The organism is Methyloversatilis sp. MC4-4 (genome assembly GCF_049843555.1).
Taxonomy (GTDB): Bacteria; Pseudomonadota; Gammaproteobacteria; order Burkholderiales; family Rhodocyclaceae; genus Methyloversatilis; species Methyloversatilis discipulorum_B.
Genome location: NZ_JBBHZK010000002.1, coordinates 156,462 through 179,562, shown reverse-complemented (window position 1 = coordinate 179,562; position 23,101 = coordinate 156,462). Strand labels below are relative to the sequence as shown.

At 69.1% G+C, this 23,101-nt stretch carries 10 protein-coding genes; 7 read left to right on the top strand and 3 right to left on the bottom strand.

Annotated features, from left to right (window positions below):
* Positions 1 to 79 precede the first annotated feature (79 nt).
* Entirely contained in the window at positions 80 to 1,438 is a 1,359-nt protein-coding gene (locus tag WDZ97_RS07680; RefSeq protein ID WP_425762356.1) for a chloride channel protein, read from the top strand.
* Here the strand turns inward: WDZ97_RS07680 and WDZ97_RS07675 are convergent, their stop codons facing one another.
* The 3 genes from WDZ97_RS07675 to WDZ97_RS07665 form a co-directional block, all read right to left on the bottom strand.
* Positions 1,439 to 2,470 carry a fatty acid desaturase gene (locus WDZ97_RS07675; protein ID WP_425762355.1) on the bottom strand — a complete coding sequence of 344 codons (1,032 nt, stop codon included), beginning with the start codon at positions 2,468 to 2,470 and terminating at the stop codon, positions 1,439 to 1,441.
* A gap of 29 nt (positions 2,471 to 2,499) precedes the next feature.
* Positions 2,500 to 3,729: a cytochrome P450 gene (locus tag WDZ97_RS07670; RefSeq protein WP_425762354.1), complete on the bottom strand. Its 1,230-nt coding sequence runs from the start codon at positions 3,727 to 3,729 to the stop codon at positions 2,500 to 2,502.
* A 132-nt stretch (positions 3,730 to 3,861) separates the two neighbouring features.
* Positions 3,862 to 4,935 (bottom strand): SGNH/GDSL hydrolase family protein, encoded by a 1,074-nt coding sequence (locus tag WDZ97_RS07665; RefSeq protein ID WP_425762353.1) that lies wholly within the window; start codon positions 4,933 to 4,935, stop codon positions 3,862 to 3,864.
* Positions 4,936 to 5,635: 700 nt separating this feature from the next.
* Here WDZ97_RS07665 and WDZ97_RS07660 point away from each other — a divergent pair.
* From WDZ97_RS07660 to WDZ97_RS07635, 6 genes are read left to right on the top strand one after another with little or no spacing between them, the layout of a single operon-like run.
* Positions 5,636 to 12,364 carry an SDR family NAD(P)-dependent oxidoreductase gene (locus WDZ97_RS07660; protein WP_425763005.1) on the top strand — a complete coding sequence of 2,243 codons (6,729 nt, stop codon included), beginning with the start codon at positions 5,636 to 5,638 and terminating at the stop codon, positions 12,362 to 12,364.
* Between the two features lie 36 nt (positions 12,365 to 12,400).
* A complete protein-coding gene (locus WDZ97_RS07655; protein WP_304000813.1) occupies positions 12,401 to 13,738 on the top strand; it encodes a flavin-containing monooxygenase in 1,338 nt (445 codons plus the stop codon).
* Positions 13,739 to 13,772: 34 nt separating this feature from the next.
* Positions 13,773 to 19,010: an alpha/beta fold hydrolase gene (locus WDZ97_RS07650; RefSeq protein WP_425762352.1), complete on the top strand. Its 5,238-nt coding sequence runs from the start codon at positions 13,773 to 13,775 to the stop codon at positions 19,008 to 19,010.
* Positions 19,010 to 21,703, top strand: coding sequence for a beta-ketoacyl synthase N-terminal-like domain-containing protein (locus WDZ97_RS07645; protein WP_425763004.1), 2,694 nt, complete (start codon positions 19,010 to 19,012; stop codon positions 21,701 to 21,703). The genes WDZ97_RS07650 and WDZ97_RS07645 overlap by 1 nt, the downstream gene beginning before the upstream one ends.
* The gene (locus WDZ97_RS07640) at positions 21,700 to 22,845 is read left to right on the top strand and encodes an ACP S-malonyltransferase (protein ID WP_425762351.1); all 1,146 of its coding nucleotides are present in this window, start codon (positions 21,700 to 21,702) and stop codon (positions 22,843 to 22,845) included. Before WDZ97_RS07645 ends, WDZ97_RS07640 begins: the two co-directional genes overlap by 4 nt.
* On the top strand, positions 22,842 to 23,099 hold the full coding sequence (locus WDZ97_RS07635) for an acyl carrier protein (protein ID WP_425762350.1): 258 nt from the start codon (positions 22,842 to 22,844) through the stop codon (positions 23,097 to 23,099). The genes WDZ97_RS07640 and WDZ97_RS07635 overlap by 4 nt, the downstream gene beginning before the upstream one ends.
* Positions 23,100 to 23,101: the final 2 nt, after the last annotated feature.

Below are 23,101 nucleotides of genomic sequence, written 5' to 3'. Positions count from 1 at the left end.
ATCGGCGGGCAAACGCGCGGCATGTATCTTGCAGGTGTCGCTCGAAGTAGCTTGTCCACCTCCGACAACGACGTCCGACATGGCCGATCAGAAAACATTGCGTGCCCGGCTGACTGCCGCCTGGCTACGCCTGAAGAATCCCATCCTGCGCCGGCGTCATTACGCCTATCTGAAGGTCTGGCTCGGGCGCCTCGTGCTGTGGGGCGGCGCGGTCGGCGTCGGTCTGCTGGCGGTCGGCTTTGCGCAGCTTTCGGACCACGCGGTGCACCTGTTCCGTGACACCGCGGCGAGCCACCCGTGGTGGCCCTTTCTGCTGACGCCGCTGGGCGGCGCGCTGTGCGTATGGATCACGCGTCGCTGGTTTGCCGGTGCAGAGGGCAGCGGCATTCCGCAGACCATCGCGGAAATGTCCCGACCGGAAACGCCGGGCTGGCGACCGCTGCTGACGCTGCGCATCATCGTCGGCAAGGTGTTCATCGGTGTGGCCGCGGTCGGCAGCGGCTTCTCGCTTGGCCGCGAAGGCCCGACGGTGCAGGTCGGTGCTTCGCTGATGAACGTGCTGCATCGCTGGCTGCCGGGCGCGCTGCACATTCCGCGCACCCACATGCTGGTGGCCGGCGGCGCGGCCGGCATCGCCGCCGCCTTCAACACGCCGCTGGCCGGCATCGCCTTCGCCATCGAGGAACTGACGCGCAGCGTCGAGGCACGCATGAGCGGCCTCATCATTACCGCCATCGTGCTCGCCGGCATCGTGTCGCAGACCTTTCTCGGCAAGGCCAGCTATTTCGGGCAGATCGCCATCGCCGGCAGCGACCGCGACATGGCGCTGGCTGTTGCCGTGACCGCGCTGGTGTGCGGCGTGGCCGGCGGGCTGTTCTCGCGCATGCTCATCATCGGGTCGACCTCGTGGCGCGGGCCGCTCGCCGATCTGCGCGCCCGCCGTCCGGTGCTGTTCGCCGCGGCCTGCGGTCTGCTGGTGGCAGCGCTCGGCTTCGTCAGTGGCGGCGTCAGCTTCGGCAGCGGCTACGCCGAAACGCGCGCACTGCTCGAAGGCGACACGCAGCTCGCGTGGTACTACGGTCCGGTCAAGTTCATCGCCACGCTGATTGCCTATCTGAGCGGCCTGCCGGGCGGCATCTTCGCGCCCAGTCTGGCCATCGGTGCCGGCATCGGCCACGACCTCGCACCGCTGCTCGGCCAGCAGGAGGCGCAGGGCCTGCTGCTGGTGCTGTGCATGGCCGGCTTTCTCGCCGCGGTGACGCAGGCGCCGATCACCTCCTTCATCATCGTGATGGAAATGGTCGACGGCTATTCGGTCATCATCGGCCTGATGGCGGTGTCGCTGCTGTCCGCCGGTGTGTCGCGCTTCTTCAGCCAGCCGCTCTATCACACGGTGGCGCGGCACATGATTGCCCGCAATGCCGCGCCGCCCGGGTGATCAGCCGCGCGGGAAGGACATCCAGACGTGGCGGCGGTAGTCGTACATCTGGCAGTCATTGAGCACGGTCAGGAATTCCTTCAGCGTCAGCTTCACCTTCTTCACGTTGCCGCTGAAGGTCTGTTCCAGTGAAGCCTGGGTCTTGACCAGCCGGTAGAGCGGAATCTTCTTGTCGACGTGGTGGGCGGTGTGCTGGAACACGCGGGCGAAGGAGAAATCCAGCCAGGCCGGCACTTCGGTGTGGATGGAGCCTTCGACCTGGGCGCGGAAGTAGTTCCACTCGTCGCGGTTGTCGTACCAGCGGATGGTCGGGTAGGTGTGGTTCTGGATGGTCACGAAGGTCATCACGTAGTTCCACACCAGGAAGGGCAGCCCGACGCACAGCACGAGGTTCCACGCGAACCCGGCCGCATCGGCGGCGAAGAGGTAGGCCATGAACACCTCGAAGGCGAGGAATCCGAACACCGCGACGAAGTCGGCCAGCGCGACGGCCGGCGGAATCTCCTTGCCGTTCTCCGAGCGGCGCAGGATGAGCACCTTCCACCAGATGTCGAACAGGTAGTAGCAGCCGAAGCCCCAGATGCTGCGGTAGAAGCGATGCACGCGCTTCTGCCACGGTGATAGCGCGGCGAACTCGTCCGGCGACATCGGCGGATAAACCGGATCCATGCCCTTCAGATTGGTCCAGCCGTGGTGCATCTTGTTGTGCTCGATCTTCCAGGTGCACACCGGATGCAGAGAAGGCATGAAAGCCAGCGTGGCGAACAGACGGTCGAAGAAGGGGCGGTTGGTCAGCGAGCCGTGCGCGGCGTCGTGGCCGATCACGAACATGATGCCGATGGCCTGGCCGCTCATGACACCGAACAGCGCCTTGAGGGCCAGATTGTCCATCGACAGCGACAGCGTCCACAGCCCCGCGAACAGGCTGGCCACTGTCAGGAAGAGCAGACTGCCGAGCGGCAGGCTGTAGGCGTAGGCGATGTCGGGCAGCGTGGAACGGACATCGAGCGGGGTCGGATAACGTTCGGTCACGGGAGTGCTCCTGCAATGAGTGGAAGGCATCAGGCGGCGACCGCGCGGGCGTCGGCCGGTTGGGTCTGCATGTCGAGGCGCAGTGTGCTCAGGCCGCGGAAGCCGAAGTTCGCCAGCCACTCGGGCTGCGCGTCGACGGCGGCGATGTGCGGACAGCGCGCCAGCAGCGCGTCGAAGGCGATCTCCGCTTCCAGCAGCGCGAGGCGCGTGCCGATGCACACGTGCGGGCCGTGGCCGAAAGCGAAGTGCGCGGTGTCGGCGCGGCCGATGTCGAAGCGGTCGGCGTCGGCGTGGCGTGTGTCGTCGCGGTTGCCCGACGCGATCAGCGGCACCACCATCTGCCCGCGCCGGATCTGCGCACCGGCGTACTCGAAATCCTCGGCGGCAATCCGGGTGAGGTACTGCACCGGGCTGTCGTAGCGCAGCATTTCTCGCACCGCGTTCGGAACGCGCGAGCGGTCCTCGCGCAGCGCCTGCATCTGGTCGGGGTGGCGCAGCAGCGCGAGCATGCCGTTGCCGAGCAGGTTGCGTGTCGTTTCGTGGCCGCCGAACATGAGCATCGAGCACTGCGAAGCCACCTGTTCGCCGTTCAGCGCCTCCTCGTCCTCCTCGATGCGGATGAGCAGGCTGATCAGGTCCTCGCCCGGCGCGTGCCGCCGCTGCTCGACCACCGCCTCGAAATAGCGCGTCATCGCCAGCAGGCTGTCACGCCCGCGGTAAGCCACCTCCAGCGAACTGGCGGGGTTGCCGAAGAAGCGGGCGATGTCGTCCGACCACTCGATGAACTCCGCCTGATCGCGCGCATCGACGCCCATCAGTTCGCAGATGACCAGCGCCGGGAAGGGGTGGGCGAAGCTGCCCATGTAGTCGACGGTGCCGCCAGCGGGCAGGCGGTCTATCAGTGCGTGGGCGGTGCGCGTGATCGCATCGCGCCACAGGTCCATCACCTGCGGTGCGAAGCCCTTGTTCATCAGCTTGCGCAGCAGCGTGTGTTCCGGTGCGTCCTGGAACAGCAGCCACATGCCGAAGACGCGATTGAATTCGGCGAAGGCCGGCCGGACCGGCTCCGGCAGCAGCAGACTGTAGCAATGGCTGCGCTGCGCGCTCAGGCGGCTGTCGCGCAGTGCGGGCGCGATGTCGGCGTGCCGCGGCAGCAGCCACGCACCGCCGAGGAAGTCGCCATTCCAGTGCGCGGAGCCGGCTTCGCGCAGCGCACGGTAGGTCGGGTAAGGGTTCTCGATGAAGTTCTGGTCGAACATGGTCGGCGTCTCCGGCTGGACGATCGCGTTCCGCGGATGCGGAGCCGTATCGGATGTGAAAGGGCGGCAAAGTGAGGGGGCGCATCGCCGGCAGCGAGGCCGGGATGCGGGTGATTGCGCGGTACTGCGGCGTCAGGCCGCCTTTGCTGTCGCGACGCGTCGGCGGCGAAGCAGGAGCAGCAGGCCGCCCGCGGCCATCATTGCGGCGGCCGAAGGCTCCGGCACCGGCGCGGCGGCGACGCCGGCGAGTTCGCCCGCGAGCATCGAGTAGGCGGCGGTGGTGAGGTGGATCGAGTCCCAGAAGAAGTACTCGTCCGGCGCACCGCAGGCGGCGAAGGCGCTGCCGTTGAAGTCGAAACAGGCGGAGGCGGCGTTGGTCAGTCCGCGCGGTGCATTACCGGCGAGCACGGCGGCGATCGTGTCCTCGTACCAGTCCTGCGCGTCGAAGCGCATCAGGTTCACGGCCGGCTGCGTGCCATCCAGCGTGTCGAGCAGTGCGTCGAGCCGGGTGTTCATCGTGTCGACGCCCTCGTGCAGCAGCGCGCGCAGCTGCGGATCGCCGGCGAAGGTCGCTGCCCAGAACGGCTCGTACTCGAGCGCGATGCTGTTGAGCACCAGGATGTTGCGGGCGCCTGCATCGATCAGCGCGTCCACGTTGCCGGCGATGTCCTGGGCGGCCAGCGTGCCTGCCTGCTGCAACGCCGCGCGACGGGCGTCGTCACCGAGCGAGGCGGGCAGCGCCTGACCCAGGCCCCAGAAGTCGTTGTGGCCGCCCCATACGAAGTACAGCGCGTCCGGATCGGCGCTTCCGTTGGCCGACAGATGGGCGTCGACCTGATCGCGCAGACCGGTCGCACCGAAGGCGGTGTTCACGAAGGGGAGCACGTTGCCGTGACCGCTCAGTGCGCCTGTCCAGGCGTAGTTGGTCAGACCGATGCCGAGCGTGCCGGCCAGGTGTTCCACGGCCGACGGTCCGTTGGTGGGGCGTCCCTGGAAGAAGCCATCCGCGTAGCCGGGGATCGCGAACGGCGGCCACCAGGCGAGCACGTCCTCGATCGGCCGTGTGGCCAGCGCGCCGACCAGGTTGCCGGTGTCCGAGAAGCTGTCGCCGAACGAGTACATCGTCGAATAGGGGGCCGCCCAGGCGGATGTCGCGCCGCCTGCGATGGCCGCGACCGCGGCCAGTCTGCACATGAACCTTCTCATCAGTGTTTCCTTCCAGAGCCAGGGATCGATCGTCCGCCGACAGCGCGCACGGCTGAATTTCTGTGTGCGCCGCACAAAAAAAGATGTCTGTCCGGTCGCGGCTGCAGCGTCAGCAATAGACATGCCAGGGACATTGGATGCGGTGCGGGGGATCGGCTCCGGCCAGGGCGCGGGTACCCATGCCGGCCGGGTCCGGACCGCGTCGTTCAGCGCCTCGTCATGGCAGATCGGAGCTGGATGGGGCTGTCCGTGGGGATCGAACGGGTGTCTTCATGCCCGATGATTCGTGACCGCGCTCGCGTGAATCATTGGTAGTCGAATGTCAATACGATATTAATTCGACATCTAAGAAACGATGGTCATAGGCTAGAAGTAGTACAGGTGTCGCAATGCTGGACAGATTGTGTCCAACTGCAAACTTTGATGCGGAGGTCATTCGTGACCGCATCCCGATCGAACCCAATGGCATGGAGGGTCGCGTCGGTCCGGTCATACCCAGGGTCTTATCGTTGCTGCATCGACGTTTGATGCCGGTGCACAGGGAGGCTGGGGGCGCTGCCCACGCGGCACTTTCGTGCGTCATTTCACATGTTGCAGTGAAGCAGAAATGCCCCTGGCACGGTAATGGCTATTGAGCGCTCCGGCGCCGTGCGTTCTGCACGGATGGATGTCATGAACCGGGGCGGTGATCGGCGTGGAACTGCAGAACGACAACTTGCTGGCGTGGCTCATCGATCGACTTGCCGATGTACTGGGGCATGACGCATCGCGCATTCATCCGCACGGCACGCTGGAGGAACTCGGACTCGAATCGATGTCCGTGGTGGCCATGGGGCGCATGCTCGAAGCGCACTTTCCGATGCTGCCCAGGACCTTCCTGTACGACTGCAGGACGGTGGCCGATGTCCATGACTATCTGCGCACGCACTTTCCCGGCGAGGCCGCGCGGCTGTCGGCGTCGCTGACGCCGGTTGCCACGCACGTCGCCCCGGCGCCGCGCTTCAGCGACCAGTGGGAAACGCTGGACGAAGTACCGGCCGATGCCGGCGTCGCGGCGATGGATCAGGCGATCGCGATCGTCGGCGTGGCCGGGCGCTACCCCGGGGCCGCCGACCTGGAGTCGTTCGCCGCCGCACTGGCGGCCGGTACCGACGCAGTGGGCGAGGTGCCGTCCGAACGCTGGTCGGCCGACGGTCTGTTCAGCCGCGATCCGGTGGCCCGCACGCAGTGGGCCAGCATGTCGAAATGGGGCGGCTTCCTGCGCGACGTCGATGCCTTCGATTCGGCCTTCTTCGGGGTGTCGGCGGTCGATGCCGACGTGATGGACCCACAGGAGCGTCTGTTCATCGAGTGCGCGTGGCATGCGCTGGAACACGCTGCGCTTGGCCCGGAAAGGCTGCCGCGTGCGCAACCCGGTGGCGCCGCACGCGTCGGCGTGTTCGCCGGTATCACCACACTGTCCTATCCCTTGCTCGGCGAGGCGCACTGGCGCAGCGGCGGCGGTCAGGTGCCGACGGCGATGCCGTGGTCGGTCGCCAACCGCCTGTCCTGGCTACTCGATTTCGACGGCCCGAGCATTGCGCTCGATACCGCCTGCTCGTCGTCGCTGACCGCGCTCCACCTCGCCTGCGAAAGCCTGCGCCGCGACGAGTGTGCGGTGGCGCTGGCCGGCGGCGTCAATCTTTACCTGCATCCGTCCAAGTATGTGCAGCTGAGCCAGCAGCGCATGCTGTCGCCGACCGGTCGCTGCCATGCCTTTGGTGATGCCGCGGACGGCTTCGTGCCGGGTGAGGGCGTGGGTGTCGTCGTGCTGCGAAGGCTGGCCGATGCACGCGCGGCCGGTGATCGCATCCTGGGCGTGATCCGCGCCACCGGCATCGCGCACGGCGGCCGCACGACCGGCTACACGGTGCCCAGTTCGCGCAGCCAGGGCGCGCTGATCCGTGACACGCTGGTGCGCGCCGGCATGAGCGCGTCGCGCATCGGCTATGTCGAGGCGCACGGCACCGGCACCGGGCTGGGTGATCCGGTCGAGGTCGAGGGCCTGCTTGCCGGTTGGGCGGGCGAGCGGCCGCAGCGCTGCGCGCTCGGTTCGGTCAAGGCGAACATCGGCCATCTCGAATCGGCCGCAGGCGTTGCCGGACTGACCAAGCTGCTGCTGCAGTTCCGCGCGCGCACGCTGTTCGCGTCGCTGCATTCGATGCGGATCAATCCGGCCATCGATCTGGCACGCACGCCGTTCCGCATTCCGCAGCGCATGGAGCCCTGGCCCGACGAGACGCAGCCGCGCTGTGCCGCACTCAGCTCCTTCGGTGCCGGCGGCGCCAACGCGCACGTGATCGTCGAGGAGTGGGTCGATGCGCCGTCGGACGTCGCTGCCGGCGCGATGGCCACGGTGTTTCCGTTCTCGGCCAGCGACGACGAACAGCTCGATGTGGTGCTGGCGCGTTTCCGTGACTGGCTGGCGCCGCGTCTGGCAGAACTCGATACCCCGACCGGACGCGCCCGCGTCGCGGCGACGCTGCAACTCGGACGCACGCCGCTGCGCGCCCGGGCACTGGTCGTCGCCGCCTCGCTGGCCGATCTGCTGCAGGCGCTGTCGACCGGTGACCTGCAGCGCGGCGGTGTCGGCGACGCCCCCGTGACAGCGGATGCAGTCACCGGCGACCCGCTCGCGCTGGCCGCGCGCTGGCTGTCCGGCGCGCCGGTGCAGTGGTCGGCGCTGTGGCTGACGGCGGGCCGGGTCATGCCGCAGCCGCTGGATCTGCCCGGCTATCCGTTCCGCCGCACCCGCCACTGGATCGGCGGCGCGCAGACACCGTCCGCAGTGCGTTTCGACGCCGCGCCGGCCAGCGCAGCGCCCGCGGGTGCGCTGCACATTGCGCCGGACGACTGGCGCGCGCGCAATCACGTGGTCGATGGACACGCTGTCTTTCCTGCGGCCGGCTTCCTGCAGTTGCTGGCGGCGCGCCTGCCCGGCAGCGACGCGATCGAGTTCCGCGACCTGATGTGGGGACGCCCGCTGGTGCTCGATGCGCCGGCTGACGTGACGGTGGAGCTGGAAGCCGATGGGCGCTGCGCCGTGCGCAGCGGCGGCAGGGACAGCGGCGCGGCTCACCTGCGCGGATCGCTGCGTTCGGCGATGACCGAGGCGTCACCGGTCATCATCGGCCGCCCGCCCGGACCGTTCGACTGCGACGCCTTCTACGCGCGCTTCGAACGCATGGGACTGCGCTACGGGCCGGACTTCCAGCCGGTACGGGCGCTGATGTGCGAGGCGTCACACGCCGTCGCCGAACTGTTGGTCACTCCGCGCGACGACGTCGGCCGCATCGATCCGGCCCTGCTCGACGGCGTATTCCAGTGCGCCGTGGCGCTGGCGCCGGACGCCGTGCTGGCGGCCGGGCGCGCCTTCGTGCCGTTCTCGATGCGCCGCTTCGCACTGCATGCGCCGCTGCAGGGACGCGCGCGCGTGCGTATCGAGTATCGGGGCAGCCCGGCACCCGGCCTGCACGCCTTTGATTTCCGCGTATGCGCTGACGACGGCGCGCCGCTCGCGGATATCGAGGGCTTCTGCTTCCGCGCCTGGGAGGGTGCCCGCAGCGCACCGCTGCATCTGCTGCAGCGCCGCTGGTCCGTTGCCGACAGCCGCCCGCATGCGGCCGCGCCGGTGTCGCCGATGCTGCTTGCGGGGGCGGCGGGCGTCAGTCTCGACGGGCTTGCCGCCAGGCTGCGCCGCCTGCATCCGGCGCAGCCGCTGTGGCGCATCGAGACTTCGCAGCGCTTCCGCTTCCATGAAGGCCATTGCATCGACATGGATGCGGCCGAGCTCGCGCACCGGCGCACCTTGCTCGAACTGCTGCAGCACGGCGACGCCTTCCCGGCGACCGTCGTGTGGGTGGCCGGGAATTCGCATGACGCGGTCGAGGCCGACGTGCGGCGATTCGTCACGCTGGCGCAACTGCTGGTGGGCGCGCTGGGCGCACGTGCGCTGCGCCTGGTCTATGTCGGCACGCCGTCCGCCGACGACGGGCGCTGCTTCCACGGCGCCATGGGCGGACTGCTGAAGAGCCTGCACCTCGAAGCGCCCCGCGTGTTGGCCGCCGTGCTGGAGCTGGATGCAGCGACGCGCGACGACCCGGTCCGTCGCGCCGATGCGATTGCCGCCGCGCTGGCACGCCCGCTGTCGCCCGGTCAGGTGCCGCGTCTGCGCGTACGCGACGGGCGCATCGAGGAGGAACGCTTTGCCTGGCTGGACGCGCCGACGGCCGACTGGTTGCCGACGCGCGGTGCGACCTATCTGATCACCGGTGGCATGGGTGCGCTCGGACGCATCTTCGCGCGCTGGCTGGCCCGCTGCGGCGTGCATGTTGCGCTGGTGGGCCGCAGTCCGCTGGATGACGAGGGTGCGCGCGCGGTCGCCGCTCTCGGTGGTGACGGCGCTTCGGTGGTGTACGTGCAGGGCGACGTGACCGACGCCGCTTCGCTCAACGGCGCGCTGCAGCAGATACGTGCAACGCTGGGCCCGGTACGCGGCGTCATCCATGCGGCCGGTGTGCTGCGCGACGCCTTCTTCGTCAAGCACGGCGACGATGACTGGCAGGCGGTGCTCGCACCCAAGATCGCCGCCGCACGTCTGCTCGACGAGGCGACGCACGACGATCCGCTCGAAGCCTTCGTGCTGTTCTCGTCGCTGGCTGGCGCGCATGGCAATGTCGGCCAGAGCGTCTATGCCTATGCCAACGCCTGGCTGGACGACTACGCCGAACTGCGCGCGCAGGCGGTCGCAGAGGGGCGGCGGCGTGGTCGCACGCTGGCGCTGGCCTGGCCGCTGTGGCGCAGCGAAAGCGGCATGCAGGCGCCACCGCCGGTCATGCAGTGGATGGCCGAGCGCGGCCTTGAACTGCTCGACGCGGAGCAGGGCGTACAGGCGTTGCGCAGCGCGATGGCGAGCGGGGCGGCGGGTGTCGTCGTCTGCAGCGGCCGGCGCGAAGGCGTGGCCCGACTGCTGGAAGTCGGGCCGGCCGCGGTCGAGCGGCAGTCGCGGGCAGCAGCGCCCGTGCGCGCCGTCGCGACGGCTGTCGACACGGCAGGGGCACTGTGCAACCGGCTGGGCGACATGCTGGCCCGAGCCTGCGGCATCGCCCGCGCCCGTGTCACGCCGACCACGCCGCTGCAGTCGCTGGGCCTGGATTCCATCATGGTGATGGATCTGAATGGCGAACTGGACAAGCACTTCTCGTCGCTGCCGAAGACGCTGCTGTACGAAGCCGACACCGTGCAGGCGCTCGCCGCGCACATCGCGTCGGCCGAGCCGGAGGCGGCGGCACGCTTCGTCGGCGTCGCCGCTGCGCTGCCGGAGGAGGCTGCGCAGCCGGCTGTCGCGGCGGTGCCTGCCGTGCCAGCGCCCTGCATGCAGCCGGAAACCGGGGCCCGGGGGGCGGAGGCAGGACACGGCCTGGCCATAGCCATCGTCGGCATCGCCGGCCGCTATCCGCGCGCCGCCGACCTCGACACCTTCTGGGACAACCTGCTGCAGGGCATGGACTGCGTCGGCGAGCTGTCGCAGCGCTGGCCGGACGATCCCGCCTTCACCCGGCGCGAAGGTGAGGCGGGGAAGCGCGGCGCCTATGCACGCTGGGCCGCGCTGATCGACCACCACGACTGTTTCGATCCGCTGTTCTTCGGCATCGCGCCGCGCGACGCCGAACGCATGGACCCGCAGGAGCGGCTGTTCCTCGAAGCGTCCTGGCTGGCCATCGAGGACGCCGGCTACACGCCGCAGACCCTGCAGTCGCCGCCGTCGCGCGACGGCGCGCGGGCGCGCGTCGGCGTGCTGGCCGGCGTCATGTACGGCGAGTACCAGTACTACGGCGCCGGCGGTTCGGCCACGCTGACCAATTCGTCCTATGCCTCGATCGCCAACCGCGTGTCCTACACGCTGGGTTTCAACGGCGCCTCGTTCGCGCTGGACAGCATGTGCTCGTCCTCGCTGACCGCGCTGCACACTGCCTGCCTGCTGCTGCGCGCGGGCGAATGTGACGCGGTGCTGGCCGGTGGCGTCAATCTGTCCAGCCATCCGTACCGCTACCGCATGTTGAGCGAACTGCAGTTCGCCGCCAGCGACGGCCGCTGCCGCAGCTTCGGCGCTGGTGGCGATGGTTACGTGCCGGGCGAAGGTGTCGGTGTGGTGGTGCTCAAGCGGCTGGACGACGCCCTGCGCGACGGCGACCACATCCACGGCGTGATCCGCGGTTCGGCCCTTGGTCACGGCGGGCGAACCTCCGGTTTCACGGTGCCGACACCGGTCGGGCAGAGCGAAGTGATTGCCGACGCCTTCGCCAGCGCCGGTGTGCCGGCATCGCGGCTGGGCTATATCGAGGCGCACGGCACCGGCACCGGCCTGGGCGACCCGATCGAACTGCGCGGCCTGGCGATGGCGCTCGAAGGCGCGCTGGATGACGCGGTCGTGCCGATCGGTTCGGTGAAGTCGCAGATCGGCCATCTCGAATCCGCAGCCGGCATGGCCGCGCTGAGCAAGGTGCTGCTGCAGATGCGGCACGGCCGGCTGGCGCCGTCGATACACAGCGAGCCGGCGAACCCCAATATCGATTTTTCGAAGCTGCCCTTCCGTGTGCAGGCCGAAGCGGCCGACTGGCCGGCGCTGCGCGATGCGACAGGCCACACGCTGCCGCGGCTCGCGGCCATCAGTTCCTTCGGTGCTGGCGGTTCCAACGCGCACCTGGTGGTCGAGGAATGGCCGGGCACGCCGGCCACCGACTTGCCCGGTCCGCACATCGTCGTGCTGTCGGCGCGCACGCCGGACACGCTGCGCACGATGGCGCAGTCGCTGGCACGCCATGTCGAACGTGCGCTGGAACTCGGCGAGGCGCAGTCGCTGGCCGATCTCGCGGCGACGCTGCGTATGGCGCGCGTCGCCCAGCCCAACCGGCTCGCCGTGATCGCCGATGACCTGAGGACGCTGGGGGCGCAGCTGCGCGCCAGTCTGGAAGGCGAGTTCTGGCAGCTCGACGCCTCCACACTGCCGGCCGGCGTGTTCAAGGGCGTGGCCGACGCCGAGGGCGCGGCCGCCGAGGCGGGCAGCGAGCCCGCGGCGCTGGCGCGTGCCTGGGTCAGTGGCGCCTTCGATGACTGGAGCGCACAGCCGGTGCCGCCGCTGCGCCGGCGCGTGCCGCTGCCCGGCACCGCCTTCCAGCGCCGGCGCTTCTGGGCGCAGCCGGTCGCCCCGGCCCCGCAGATCGCCGAGCCGGCGGTGACCTATGTCGCCACAGCGGCAGCACCGCCCGCGCCCGACATCGCTGCGCCGCTGTCGCCGCGCGACATCCTCGAACGCGTCAAGACCGGCCGCATGAGGCCCGACGAAGCGAAGCGTCTGCTCGCCGGCATGCGGGCCACCGCAGACCAGTAAGCACAGACCACCACCCGCAGACCAACAGGGACAGACATGACGGATTTTGATCGTACGGTGGGCATCATCGGCGGCGGCGCCTCGGGCATCGGTGTTGCCAAGGCGCTGACCGAGGCCGGCCTCGACTACGAAGTGCTGGAAGCCAGTGGCGGCCTCGGCGGCAACTGGCAGCCGGAAGGGCCGGCGTCGAAGATGTACGCGTCGGTGCACCTCATCAGTTCGCGTCGCAACACGCAGTTCTCCGATCTGCCGATGCCGGACAGCTACCCGCACTATCCGCGGCACAGCCAGATGTACGCCTACCTGATGTCAGTCGCCGAGCGCTTCCGGGTCGAGGCGCACACGCGCTTCCACACCCGGGTCGTCCGTGCGCGGCCGGAGGGCGGCGGCTGGCGCTGCGAACTGGCTGACGGCGGCGTGCGCCGCTACGCCCATCTGGTGGTCGCCAACGGCCTGCTGCGCATTCCGCTCGTTCCGAAGTTCGAAGGCCATTTTGACGGCGAAAGCGTGCACTCCGGCGACTATCGCTCGGCGGACCAGTTCCGCGGCAAGCGCGTGCTGGTGGTCGGTGGCGGCAATTCCGGCTGCGACATTGCGGTCGATGCGGCGCTCAATGCCGATGCGGCTTTCCATTCGACCCGGCGCGGCTATCACTACATGCCGAAGTTCGTCGATGGCAAGCCGACGCAGGAATGGCTGATGGACATCGCACCGAAGTTCACCGATGCCCAGGCCTACTGGGACCACGTCGGTGCAGTGTTCAAGCTGGCCGGATTCGATGGCACCGACTTCGGCCTGCCGGCACCCGACCACCGCATCGATGCGGCACATCCGATCATGAATTCGCAGGTGCTGTACCACATCGGTCACGGCGACCTTGCGCCCAAACCGGACATCCGGCGCATCGACGGCCGCACCGTCGAGTTCACCGACGGCAGCCGCGAGCAGATCGACCTCATCCTGTGGGCAACCGGCTTCCGCACCGATCTGTCCTTCTTCGATGCGGCGGATTTCGATCCGCGCGTCGATCTGGATCGCCTGTTCCTGCGCATGGTGCCGCAGCGCCACGACAACCTGCTTTTCGTCGGCTACCTCAATACGCCGTCCGGCCTCGGCAACGTACTCAACATCACCGCGCGCTTCGTTGCCGCCTGCCTGCGCGCGCGCATCGCCGGCAGCGACAACTTCCGCCGGTTGCAGCAGATGAAGCAGCAGCCGGAGCGGCTCGACCTCGGTCAGGGCCGCTTCATGGACACCGACCGCCATCGCTATGAGGTGGACCTTTGGAAGTACATCCGCGCGGTCAATTTCGTCACCGGAAAGCTGCTCGACGGCGCCGCACAGACCGCGCCGGCCGAGGCGCTGACCGCATGAGCACCGACTTCACCACGCATACCGGGGGTTCCGCATGGACATGAGCATCGCCGACGAGCTGTCGCCGGAAGAGGCGCTGGCGCTGATCGAAGGACTGGAGATGGAGCAGACGCCCATGGTCGCGCCGGCCATCGCTCCGGCTCCATCGACCGTTCCTGCAGCGCGCGTGATGCCGGCTGCGCGGCCGGCACTGGAGGTCGCGCTGGAACACGATCTGGGCGCGCTGGTCATGGACGTGCTGAAGCTCGAAGCCACCGACTTCTCACCGACGCGCTCGCTGATGGACTACGGCATGGATTCGATCTCGTCCACCGAGATCGGCAACCGCTTCACGGCGCGCTTCGGCATCGTCATTCCGCCCACCGTGTTCTTCGAATTCCAGGATCTGCGCGGTCTCACCCGCTATCTGCTGAAGAATCACGACGCCGACGTGAAGCGCGTGCTGGGTGACCTCGAAGGTTCGGTCGCCGTCGCGCCAGCCGCCGCCGCGGCCCGTGCCCCCGAACCTGTCCGGACAGCTCCCGCCCCGGTCCCGGTCCCGGCTCCCCGCCCGGCGCCCGTTGCCGCGGCGCCGTCGCCGGCACTGCGGGCGGTGACCGCGGCGGCCGACGCGCCGCTGTCGATCGAGGCGCTGTGGGCGGAGCAGGGCGGGGCCGCTGCGCCGGTGTCCGTCGTTCCGCCTGCACCCGTTCTCGCACCCTTACGCGTACCCGTCGCCCGGCAGCAGGACACTACCGCCCCGGAAGGCGGCGTGCGCCAGCCCTCGCGCGAACATCTGGATGCACAGCAGGCCGTCGTCGATCAGGCGCGTTCGGTCAGCGTGCAGGGTCGTTCCGGCCGCACCATCGAGGCGGCGGTCTACGGACGGGGCCGGCCTGTGCTGCTGCTCGGCGGCCTGGTCATGCACACCTCGGTCATGTGGCGGCTGCAGCTGCGCGAACTGGGCGAGCATTACCGGCTGATCGCCTATCACATGCCGGGCTGCGGCCGTACCGACTTCTACAGCCCGCTGACGTTGTCGTCGATGGCGGACGACGTGGCCGAACTGCTGGATGGCCTGGGCATCAGCGAACCGCTGCCGGTGATCGGCTATTCCTTCGGCGGCGTGCTGGCGCAGCGCTTCTGCGTCGACCATCCGCAGCGCGTGTCCGCGCTGGTGGCGACGGTCACCTCGCCGTTCGCGCAGGGCGCCAACGATTTCGCCACGCTGATGCGCGAGCTGCAGATGAGCGAGCGCTTCATGGAACTGAACCGCGGCTGGAACATTCCGTCGCTGCCGGCCTACCAGGCCGTCGTTGGTGCCTTCGACCACCGCGAGGCGCTGTCCGCGCTGCGTTGCCCGGCGCTGGTGATCAGCGGGCGCGATGACCGCTACATGCAGCCGGCCTATGGCCGCGCGCTGGCCGACGCGCTGCCCGGTGCGCGCTACGTCTGCTTCCCGGGCGCCGGCCATCTGCTGGGCTTTACCCATTTCGAGGCCTACAACCGTCTGCTGCTGCGTTTCCTCGACGAAGTGGCGCCGGCGCGCGGCGAGGTGGCGGGTGTGCCCGCACTGGTGCCGGCCAGCGTTTTCGCACCGGCCGACGCCGACGCGCTGCAGGTGCTGGAGGACTATGTGCGCCGCGGCGATCAGGGGCACTGCGCCATCCTGTCGCCGCAGTCGGCCCAGGTCGCGCTGCTGCTCAACCGCATCCAGGCACAGAACAAGAGCGGCGACGAGGACTACCGCTGCCTGTTCCTGACCTCGCAGCACGAGGCGCTCGACGCCGCGCTGCGCCTGGCCCGGCACCGCGCGCGCAACCGCGACGCCGACAGCAGCGGCGAACTGCTGCTGATCGACGCAGGAGAAGGCTGGCGTCGCTACTTCGATCCGCTGGACGCGGGTCCGGACGACGCACTGGTCCCGGGTGTGGTGTTCGTGTCCACCGTGCTCGAAGCGATCGAGCGGCTGGAAGGCGGCGCCTCGCCGGTGGCGGCCGTGCTGGTGTGCGATGCCTTCACGCCGGCCGAGGACGCCGACCGCCTGATCGCCGCCTGCGCCGCGTGCGAGGTGCTCAGCGTGCTGGTCGACAACAACGATCCGGACACTGCGGCTGCGGAGTGGATCGCGCCGTCCTGCCGCGAGCGCGCCGACATGATCGTGCTCGGCGAATCGATGGCCGCGAGCCGGGTGCCGGTGGCCGCCTGCATGGTGCGCGCGCCGGTACACCAGACCTGGAGCATGACGCCCAGCGAAAGCTATGTGCGCAACGTGATGACCAGCTTCGGCTTCCCGCTGGCGGTGGCGCGCGAGGCACTGCTCCGGGCCTTCGGCGATCGCATCGACGCCGCTACGCACCGGCTGATGCGGCGCATCGACGCCGACGTCGACGCCTGCTACGACGCGCATCTGCGCTGGGGCAATTCGGGCTATGCGCGGGTGGCGCGACTGCACGGTTTCGACGCGCGCTTCGAGGCGGCGCGCGGCATGAAGTCACTGCTGCGCGACCGCGACGGCACCGCACGCACGGTGCTCGACTGCTTCGTGAACGTAGGCACCAGTCCGCGCGGCCTCAATCCGCTGGACGTGATCGACGGCGTGGTGCGCGCGCACGACGCGAACACCGACTACTGGGGCGAACTGGCTGCGCTGCTGAGCGAGCGTACCGGCCTGCCGCACGCCTTCCCGGCGTCGAGCAATGTGACCGCGGTCGAGGTGGCGCTGACGCTGGGCGCGCTCGCCAGCCCGCAGAAGCGCCGCATGCTGTTCTTCTCCGGCGGTCTCGGCTTCTCGATGCTGAGCGCGGTCGCTTCGCACGACGCGGTGTTCGACATCTTCCGCAAGCCCTTCGAGCCGCTGTACCGGCACAGCGTATTCATCGACGCGCACGCGCCGGACGCGGCGCAGAAGCTCGAAGCCGAACTGCTGTCCGGCGACATCGGCCTGGTGTGGTTCGAAACCATACAGGTGGACGCCAACGCCACCCGCCCGCTGCCGCCGCATCTGGTCGAACTCATCGTCCGTCACCGCGAAGCCGGCGGCTATCTGGTCGGGGTGGATGAAACCCAGACCAATCTGATGACCGGCCGCCTGCTGCATAGCGCGCCGCAGGTGCCGTCGCCCGACCTGGTCGCGCTGGGCACCGCGCTGTGCGATTCGCTGGTGCCGGCCGGTGTCGTGCTGTGCAGCGACGCGCTACGGCAGCGCGCGCAGCAACGTTCGCCGGCGCGCGTGCAGGAACTGGCTGGCCGCCAGCGCTGCCCGCTGTCCGCACACATATCGCTGCATGCGCTGCACCGCGTGTTCGAGCAGGGGCTGGACGTCCGCGCACAAGCTACCGGCGCGTCCTTCCGCGCCAAGCTGACGGCACTGCAGCGCGAACTGCCGATGATCACCGCCGTGCGCGGCGAAGGCTTGCTGCTCACCATCGATCTCGACCTAGCGGGGGCCGATCCCTTCCTGCAGCGCAGCTTCGGCTACCTGCTGTGGGGCGCCATGCTGCGCGACCCGGTGCAGGGCGTGGCGGTCGCCGTCTGCCCCATCCACAACAACAGCCTGCGTTTCCTGCCGCCGCTGGACATCGCCGACGCCGAGATCGACCTCATCGTCGACAGCCTGCGCCGCCATCTGTCCGGCGGCATCGCGCCGGTGGTGCTCGACTGCGCGGCGCATTCGGCGCGCATCGGCGAAGCGCGCACCGCCGCATTCCTGAAGTCCCTCGTCCCCACCGAAAACAAGGAGGTCCGTCGCATGAGTGCTCCCCGTTCACTGTCCGCGCCGCCGGTCGCACGCGAATTCACCCGCGCCTTCGTCGAACGCATTCCGGGCGGCGCACGCATGCTCGAACGCCTGCGCGGCAAGGGCCGCTCGCCGCGGCAGCTGCCACGCGTGTGCGTGGTCGGCGCCGGCGTCGGCGGCATTTCCATCGGCAAGGCGCTGACCGAATACGGCATCCCCTTCGACTGCTTCGATGGACGCGACCGCATCGGCGGCATCTGGGCCTTCGATCCGGATCGCAAGTTCACCTCGGTGTGGCATGCGATGAACCAGAACACGCCGCGTGGCCTGTACCAGTACACCGACTTCCCGATGCCGGACGACTACCCGGATTTCCCGTCGCACCAGCAGGTGCATGCCTATCTGGAGCGCTATGTCGAGCACTTCGGCTTCCGCGAGCGCATTCAGCTGAACACCCAGGTCACGCGCGCCGAGCGCATCGGTGACAAGGGCTGGCGGGTCACGCTGGACAGCGGCGAGATGCGCCACTACGACGCGCTGGTGGTGGCCAACGGTCACCACAACGAACCGAACTTCCCGGACTACTACTATCGCGACGTCTTCGACGGCGAATCCATCCACTCGCAGCACTACCGCTACCGCGAGGATTACCGCGACAAGGACGTGCTGGTGGTGGGCGTGGGTAACAGCGGTTCGCAGGTGGCGGTGGACATCAGCCACGCGGCGAAGTCGACCTGCATTTCGCTGCGCCGCGGCGTGTATGTGCTGCCGCACTACCTGCTGGGCCTGCGCATGGACCGCGCGATGGCCTTCCTGAACGACTGGTGGTTCAAGAAGATCCTGCCCTATCCGCTGTTCAACCTGGTGCACACCGGGCTGTACAAGGCGCTGATTCAGCGCCACAGCAGCATGGGCATGCCCAAGCCCGATCACCTGATGATGTCCAGCCTGCCGACGCTGTCGGAGAACTTCGCCAACCGCATCGGCGACGGCAAGCTGAAAATCGTGCCGGAGGTGAAGCACATCAAGGGCCGCAAGGTGTTCTTCGCCGACGGCAGCGTGCGCGAGTTCGACGCCATCGTCTATTCGACCGGATTCAAGACCACCTTCCCCTTCCTCGACAAGCAGTTCCTGAACGCCGACGACAACAAGGTGCCGATGTTCAAGCGCATCTTCGTGCCGGGCGTGGACAACCTCGCCTTCATCGGCCTGTTCCAGGCGGTGACCTGGGGCTTCCTCGACATGATGGAAGCGCAGTCGAAACTGGTGGCTGAGCACTTCGCCGGCTTCTATCGTCAGCCCGATGTCGCGGCGCAGAAGCGCGATATCGAGCGCGAGCAGAAGATCATCCGCCGCGAGTATCTGGCGACGCTGCGCAACAACTACGAAATGCACGGCCCGACCTATATGCACGAGCTGGCGAAGGAGCATGGCCGCGGTCGTGCGCGCGCCCGCAAGGCCGGCCTGCCGATGCCTTGCCCGGCCAGCGGCGTGCCGGTGACCGACGAGAGCACATCGCAGGACGTGCCGGCGCTGGCCGGAGCAACGGTGTGATGCAGCCGTCCGCGGCCATCGCCATCGTCGGCCTTGCGGCGCGTCTGCCCGGTGCGCCGGATGTCGCCAGCTTCTGGCAGACGCTGCTCGGCGACGCAGCGGCCATCGCCGAGGTGCCGCCGTCACGCTGGGACTGGCGCGCGCATTACGCGCCGCCGGGCGGCGCGGCAAATACCGCCTACTCGACGGTGGGCGGATTCATCGACGACGTGGACGCCTTCGATCTGCGCCACTTCGGCATTGCGCCGCGCGAAGCCGAGGCGATGGATCCGATGCAGCGGCTTTTCCTGCAGTCCGCATGGACCGCGCTGGAGGACGCCGGCATTGCGCCGCGCAGCCTGTCCGGTCGGCGTGTCGGCGTGTTCGCTGGCGTCGGCAATGCCGAGTACACGTCGCTGATGCGTGCCGCGCACTGCGACAACGACGCCTACCGTGCGACCGGCATGGCGCTGACGCTGGTCGCCAACCGGCTGTCCTATGTGCTGAACCTGCGCGGCCCGAGCCAGGTGGTCGATACCGCCTGCTCCGGTTCGCTGGTTGCGGTCCATCGCGCCATCGAGCAGCTGCGTCTCGGCCAGTGCGAACTGGCGCTGGCCGGTGGCATCAGCCTGATGCTGAGCCCGGAACTGCATGTCGCCTTCAGCCAGGCCGGCATGCTGAGCAGCGCCGGGCGCTGCCGGCCTTTCGACGCCGAAGCCGACGGCTATGTGCGCGGCGAAGGCGTCGGCGTGGTGGTGCTGAAACGGCTGGACGACGCGGTGCGCGACGGCGATTTCATCCACGCCTGCATTCTCGCCTCGGCCGAGAACCACGGCGGCCGCGCACACAGCCTGACCGCGCCCAGCTTCAAGGGGCAGGCCGAAGTCGTCGCCGCGGCCTGGCAGGCGGCCGGTCCGGCGGTGCGTCATCTGTCGCACATCGAGACGCATGGCACCGGTACGCCGCTGGGCGATCCGATCGAGATCGCCGGGCTGAACGAGGCGCTGCGCCAGTGTCGCGGCGTCGACCCCGAAAGCACGCCCGCTGGCGAGATCCGCCTTGGCGCGCTGAAGGCGCGCATCGGCCACCTCGAAGCGGCGGCCGGCATCGCCGGTCTGATCAAGACCGTGCTCGCGCTGCGGCACGGGCTGATTCCGGGCCATCCAGCTTTCGTCCGCGCCAATCCGCAGCTCGAACTGAGCGGCTCGCCGCTGCGCATCGTCGACCGTCCGCAGCCCTGGGGCGAAGGGCCGCGTGTTGCGGGGGTCAGTTCATTCGGTTTCGGCGGCGTCAACGCGCACGTCGTGCTGCAGGTGCAGCCTGTGCCGGTGTGGCCGGCCGGTGCTGGCGAGGCCGAGGTCGTGCTGCTGTCGGCGCGCGACGCCGACACGCTGCGCGCCCGCGCGGTGCAGCTGTTCGACTACCTGTACCCACAGGTGCAGCCACACGCGCTGCTTGCGCTGCACCGGGCCGCCGGCGTGCACGACTTTGATGCGCAGTGGCAGGCGCTCGGTGTCGATGCGGACTCGATGGTGCGCGCTGCCGATGCGGCCGCGCAGGCGCTGGGCATCGATGCCGCGCGGCTCGATCTGCGCGACTGCCTGAACTGGGGTGAGGTCGCGGCCGCGCTGAGCGAAGCCTTGCCCGCAACGGATGCGCCGGCGCGGCTGTCCGCCGACGCCAGCCTGCCGCGGCAGGTGCTGGCGCCGACGCTGCATGCGCTTGCCGGCTCGCTGTTCCTCGGCCGCGATCTGCAATCGCATCGGCTTGCCATTGCGGCCGAGGATTTCGGCGAACTGGCGCTGCAGCTGGCCGGTTGGCTGTGCGATGCGCCTGCCCCTTTGGCCGTTGCCGCACAGAGCGCGAAGGACGGCGGTGGCGAACGGCCGTTGCCTGACTGGCAGAGCGCAAGCGGGCTGGCCGACTGGCTGCGTGTTGAACTTGCCTTTCCCGCGTTGAGCGAACAGCTGTCCGCGCGCTACGTCGCGGGTTGCCTGGCGCGTGTGCCACTGCCCACACTGCCGTTCCGTCGCGATCGTGTGTGGTTCAAGGCGGCGGCGCCGGTTGCCCCGCCGCCTGCCGCCGAGGAGTCGCACGACATCGACGCATTGCTCGGCCCCTGGACCACCTTCCTCGGCCGCAGGCCTGCCTGCCTGCCTTCGCTGCTGCCTTGGCCGAGCCATGCCGGCACGAGTGGCGCCGTCAGTTTCATCGGTGTCGCCTGGGCCGCTGCATCGCCGCGTCACCTGCGAGTGACGCCGACCCGCGCGGACCGCGGTTTGCGCTATCGCGCACAGACGGATGATGGCGCGCAGACCCTGCTGCGCGTCGAGCGCGTCGTCACCGGTGGCGGAGCAGAGGCGGTGACCGGTAGTCCGCATGCCTTCACGATGGACATCGACGTGTCGCCGTCGCACGACGCGCGCGCGCTGTGGATGCACTGGACGGTGGCCGTCACGCGTGCGTTGCAGGCCATGTTCCGCGACGTCACTGCAGTGCCGCTGCTGCCCTACCGCGCGGCGCGGGTGAGCTGGGCCGAAGTACCGAAGAGCGGTCCGCAGCGCCTGCTGCTGGCCATGGACGCCGACAGCGGACGCGTCGGCGTGCGCGGCGAGATTGACGGACGCGCGGTGCTGCAGATCGATGGTCTGGAACTGCGCGAGGCACGCTGGCTGGCGCAGCCATCGACGACCGGCGCGGAGATGCTGTCATGAAGGCGGTCGTCTTCCCCGGTCAGGGCGCACAGCGCAAGGGCATGGGCGTCGAACTGTTCGAGCGCTATCCGCGGCTGGTCGAGCAGGCCGATGCGGTGCTCGGCTACAGCCTGCACGATCTGTGCACAGAAGGTGCCGACCGTCTGATCGACACCCGCTACACGCAGCCGGCGCTGTTCGTCACCGGCTATCTCGGCTATCTCGATCACGCGCACCGGCACGGCGCACCCGCCATGCTGGCCGGGCACAGCATCGGCGAGTTCGTCGCGCTGGCGGCGGCCTGCGCGCTCGATTTCATCGACGCACTGCGTCTGGTCGACCGTCGCGCGCGCATCATGGCCGCCATCCGCGACGGCGCGATGGCGGCGGTCATCGGCCCCGGGCGCGACGAGGTGGACGCGTTGATCGCGCGCCTGGGCGTCGATGGACTGGAGATCGCCAACGAGAACAGTCCCACGCAGACCATCGTCGCCGGGCTGTCGGGCGAGATCGATGCCTTCGTCGAGCGCTGCCGCGAAGCCGGCACGCGGGCGGTGCGCCTGCGCGTCAGCGGTGCCTTCCATTCGCGCCACATGCGGCCGGCGGCGGCCGAGTTCGCGCAGGCGCTGCGCGAAACGCCGTTCCAGCCCCCGCGCATCCCGGTCATCGCCAATGTGACCGCACGGCCGCACGACGCGCGGATCGCCGACGTGATGGCCGCTCATCTCTTCAGCCCGGTGCGCTGGATGCAGTCGGTGCACGCCATGCTCGACGCCGGCGTGACCGAGTTCGTCGAGATCGGCCCGGCGCCGGTGCTCGGACCGATGATCGACGAGATCCGAGCCGGCTGGCGACCGCAGCGACGCGCAGCGGTGGCGGAGGTGCACTGGCCCGAGTTCGCACCGCCCCCGGTTGCAGGTGCTCACGCCGCACTGGCCGCCGCGCTGCACCGGCTGTACGTCGAGCCGGCTGCCAGTGCCGCCGACTGGGCCGCGCTGTGGCCGTGCGGACTCGATGTCGCCGGCTGGCCGCCGCTCGAACTGGCGGCCACGCCGCGCGCCGTGCGCCGGCAGGTCCGCCGCGCACTGGAAACCCTGATTCCGGCGGCCGCGTCCGCGCAGCACGCCGACCCGTCTTCAAACCTGCACGGACGACACCCATGAGCACCGAACACGACATCGCGGACTTCATCACCACCTTCATCGCCGACCGCACCGGCGTACCGGCGCACGACATCGAGCTGGAGGAGAACCTCGGCAGCTACGGACTGGGTTCGATGCAGGCGGTCGATCTCGTCGGCTCGCTGGAAGACCGCTACGGCGTGTCCTTGCCGCCGGCGCTGGTGTTCCAGTACCCGACCGTGCGCGAGCTGTCGCTTGCCGTTGCGCAGCGCGCCGCCGCGACGACGGGAGCCTGAGC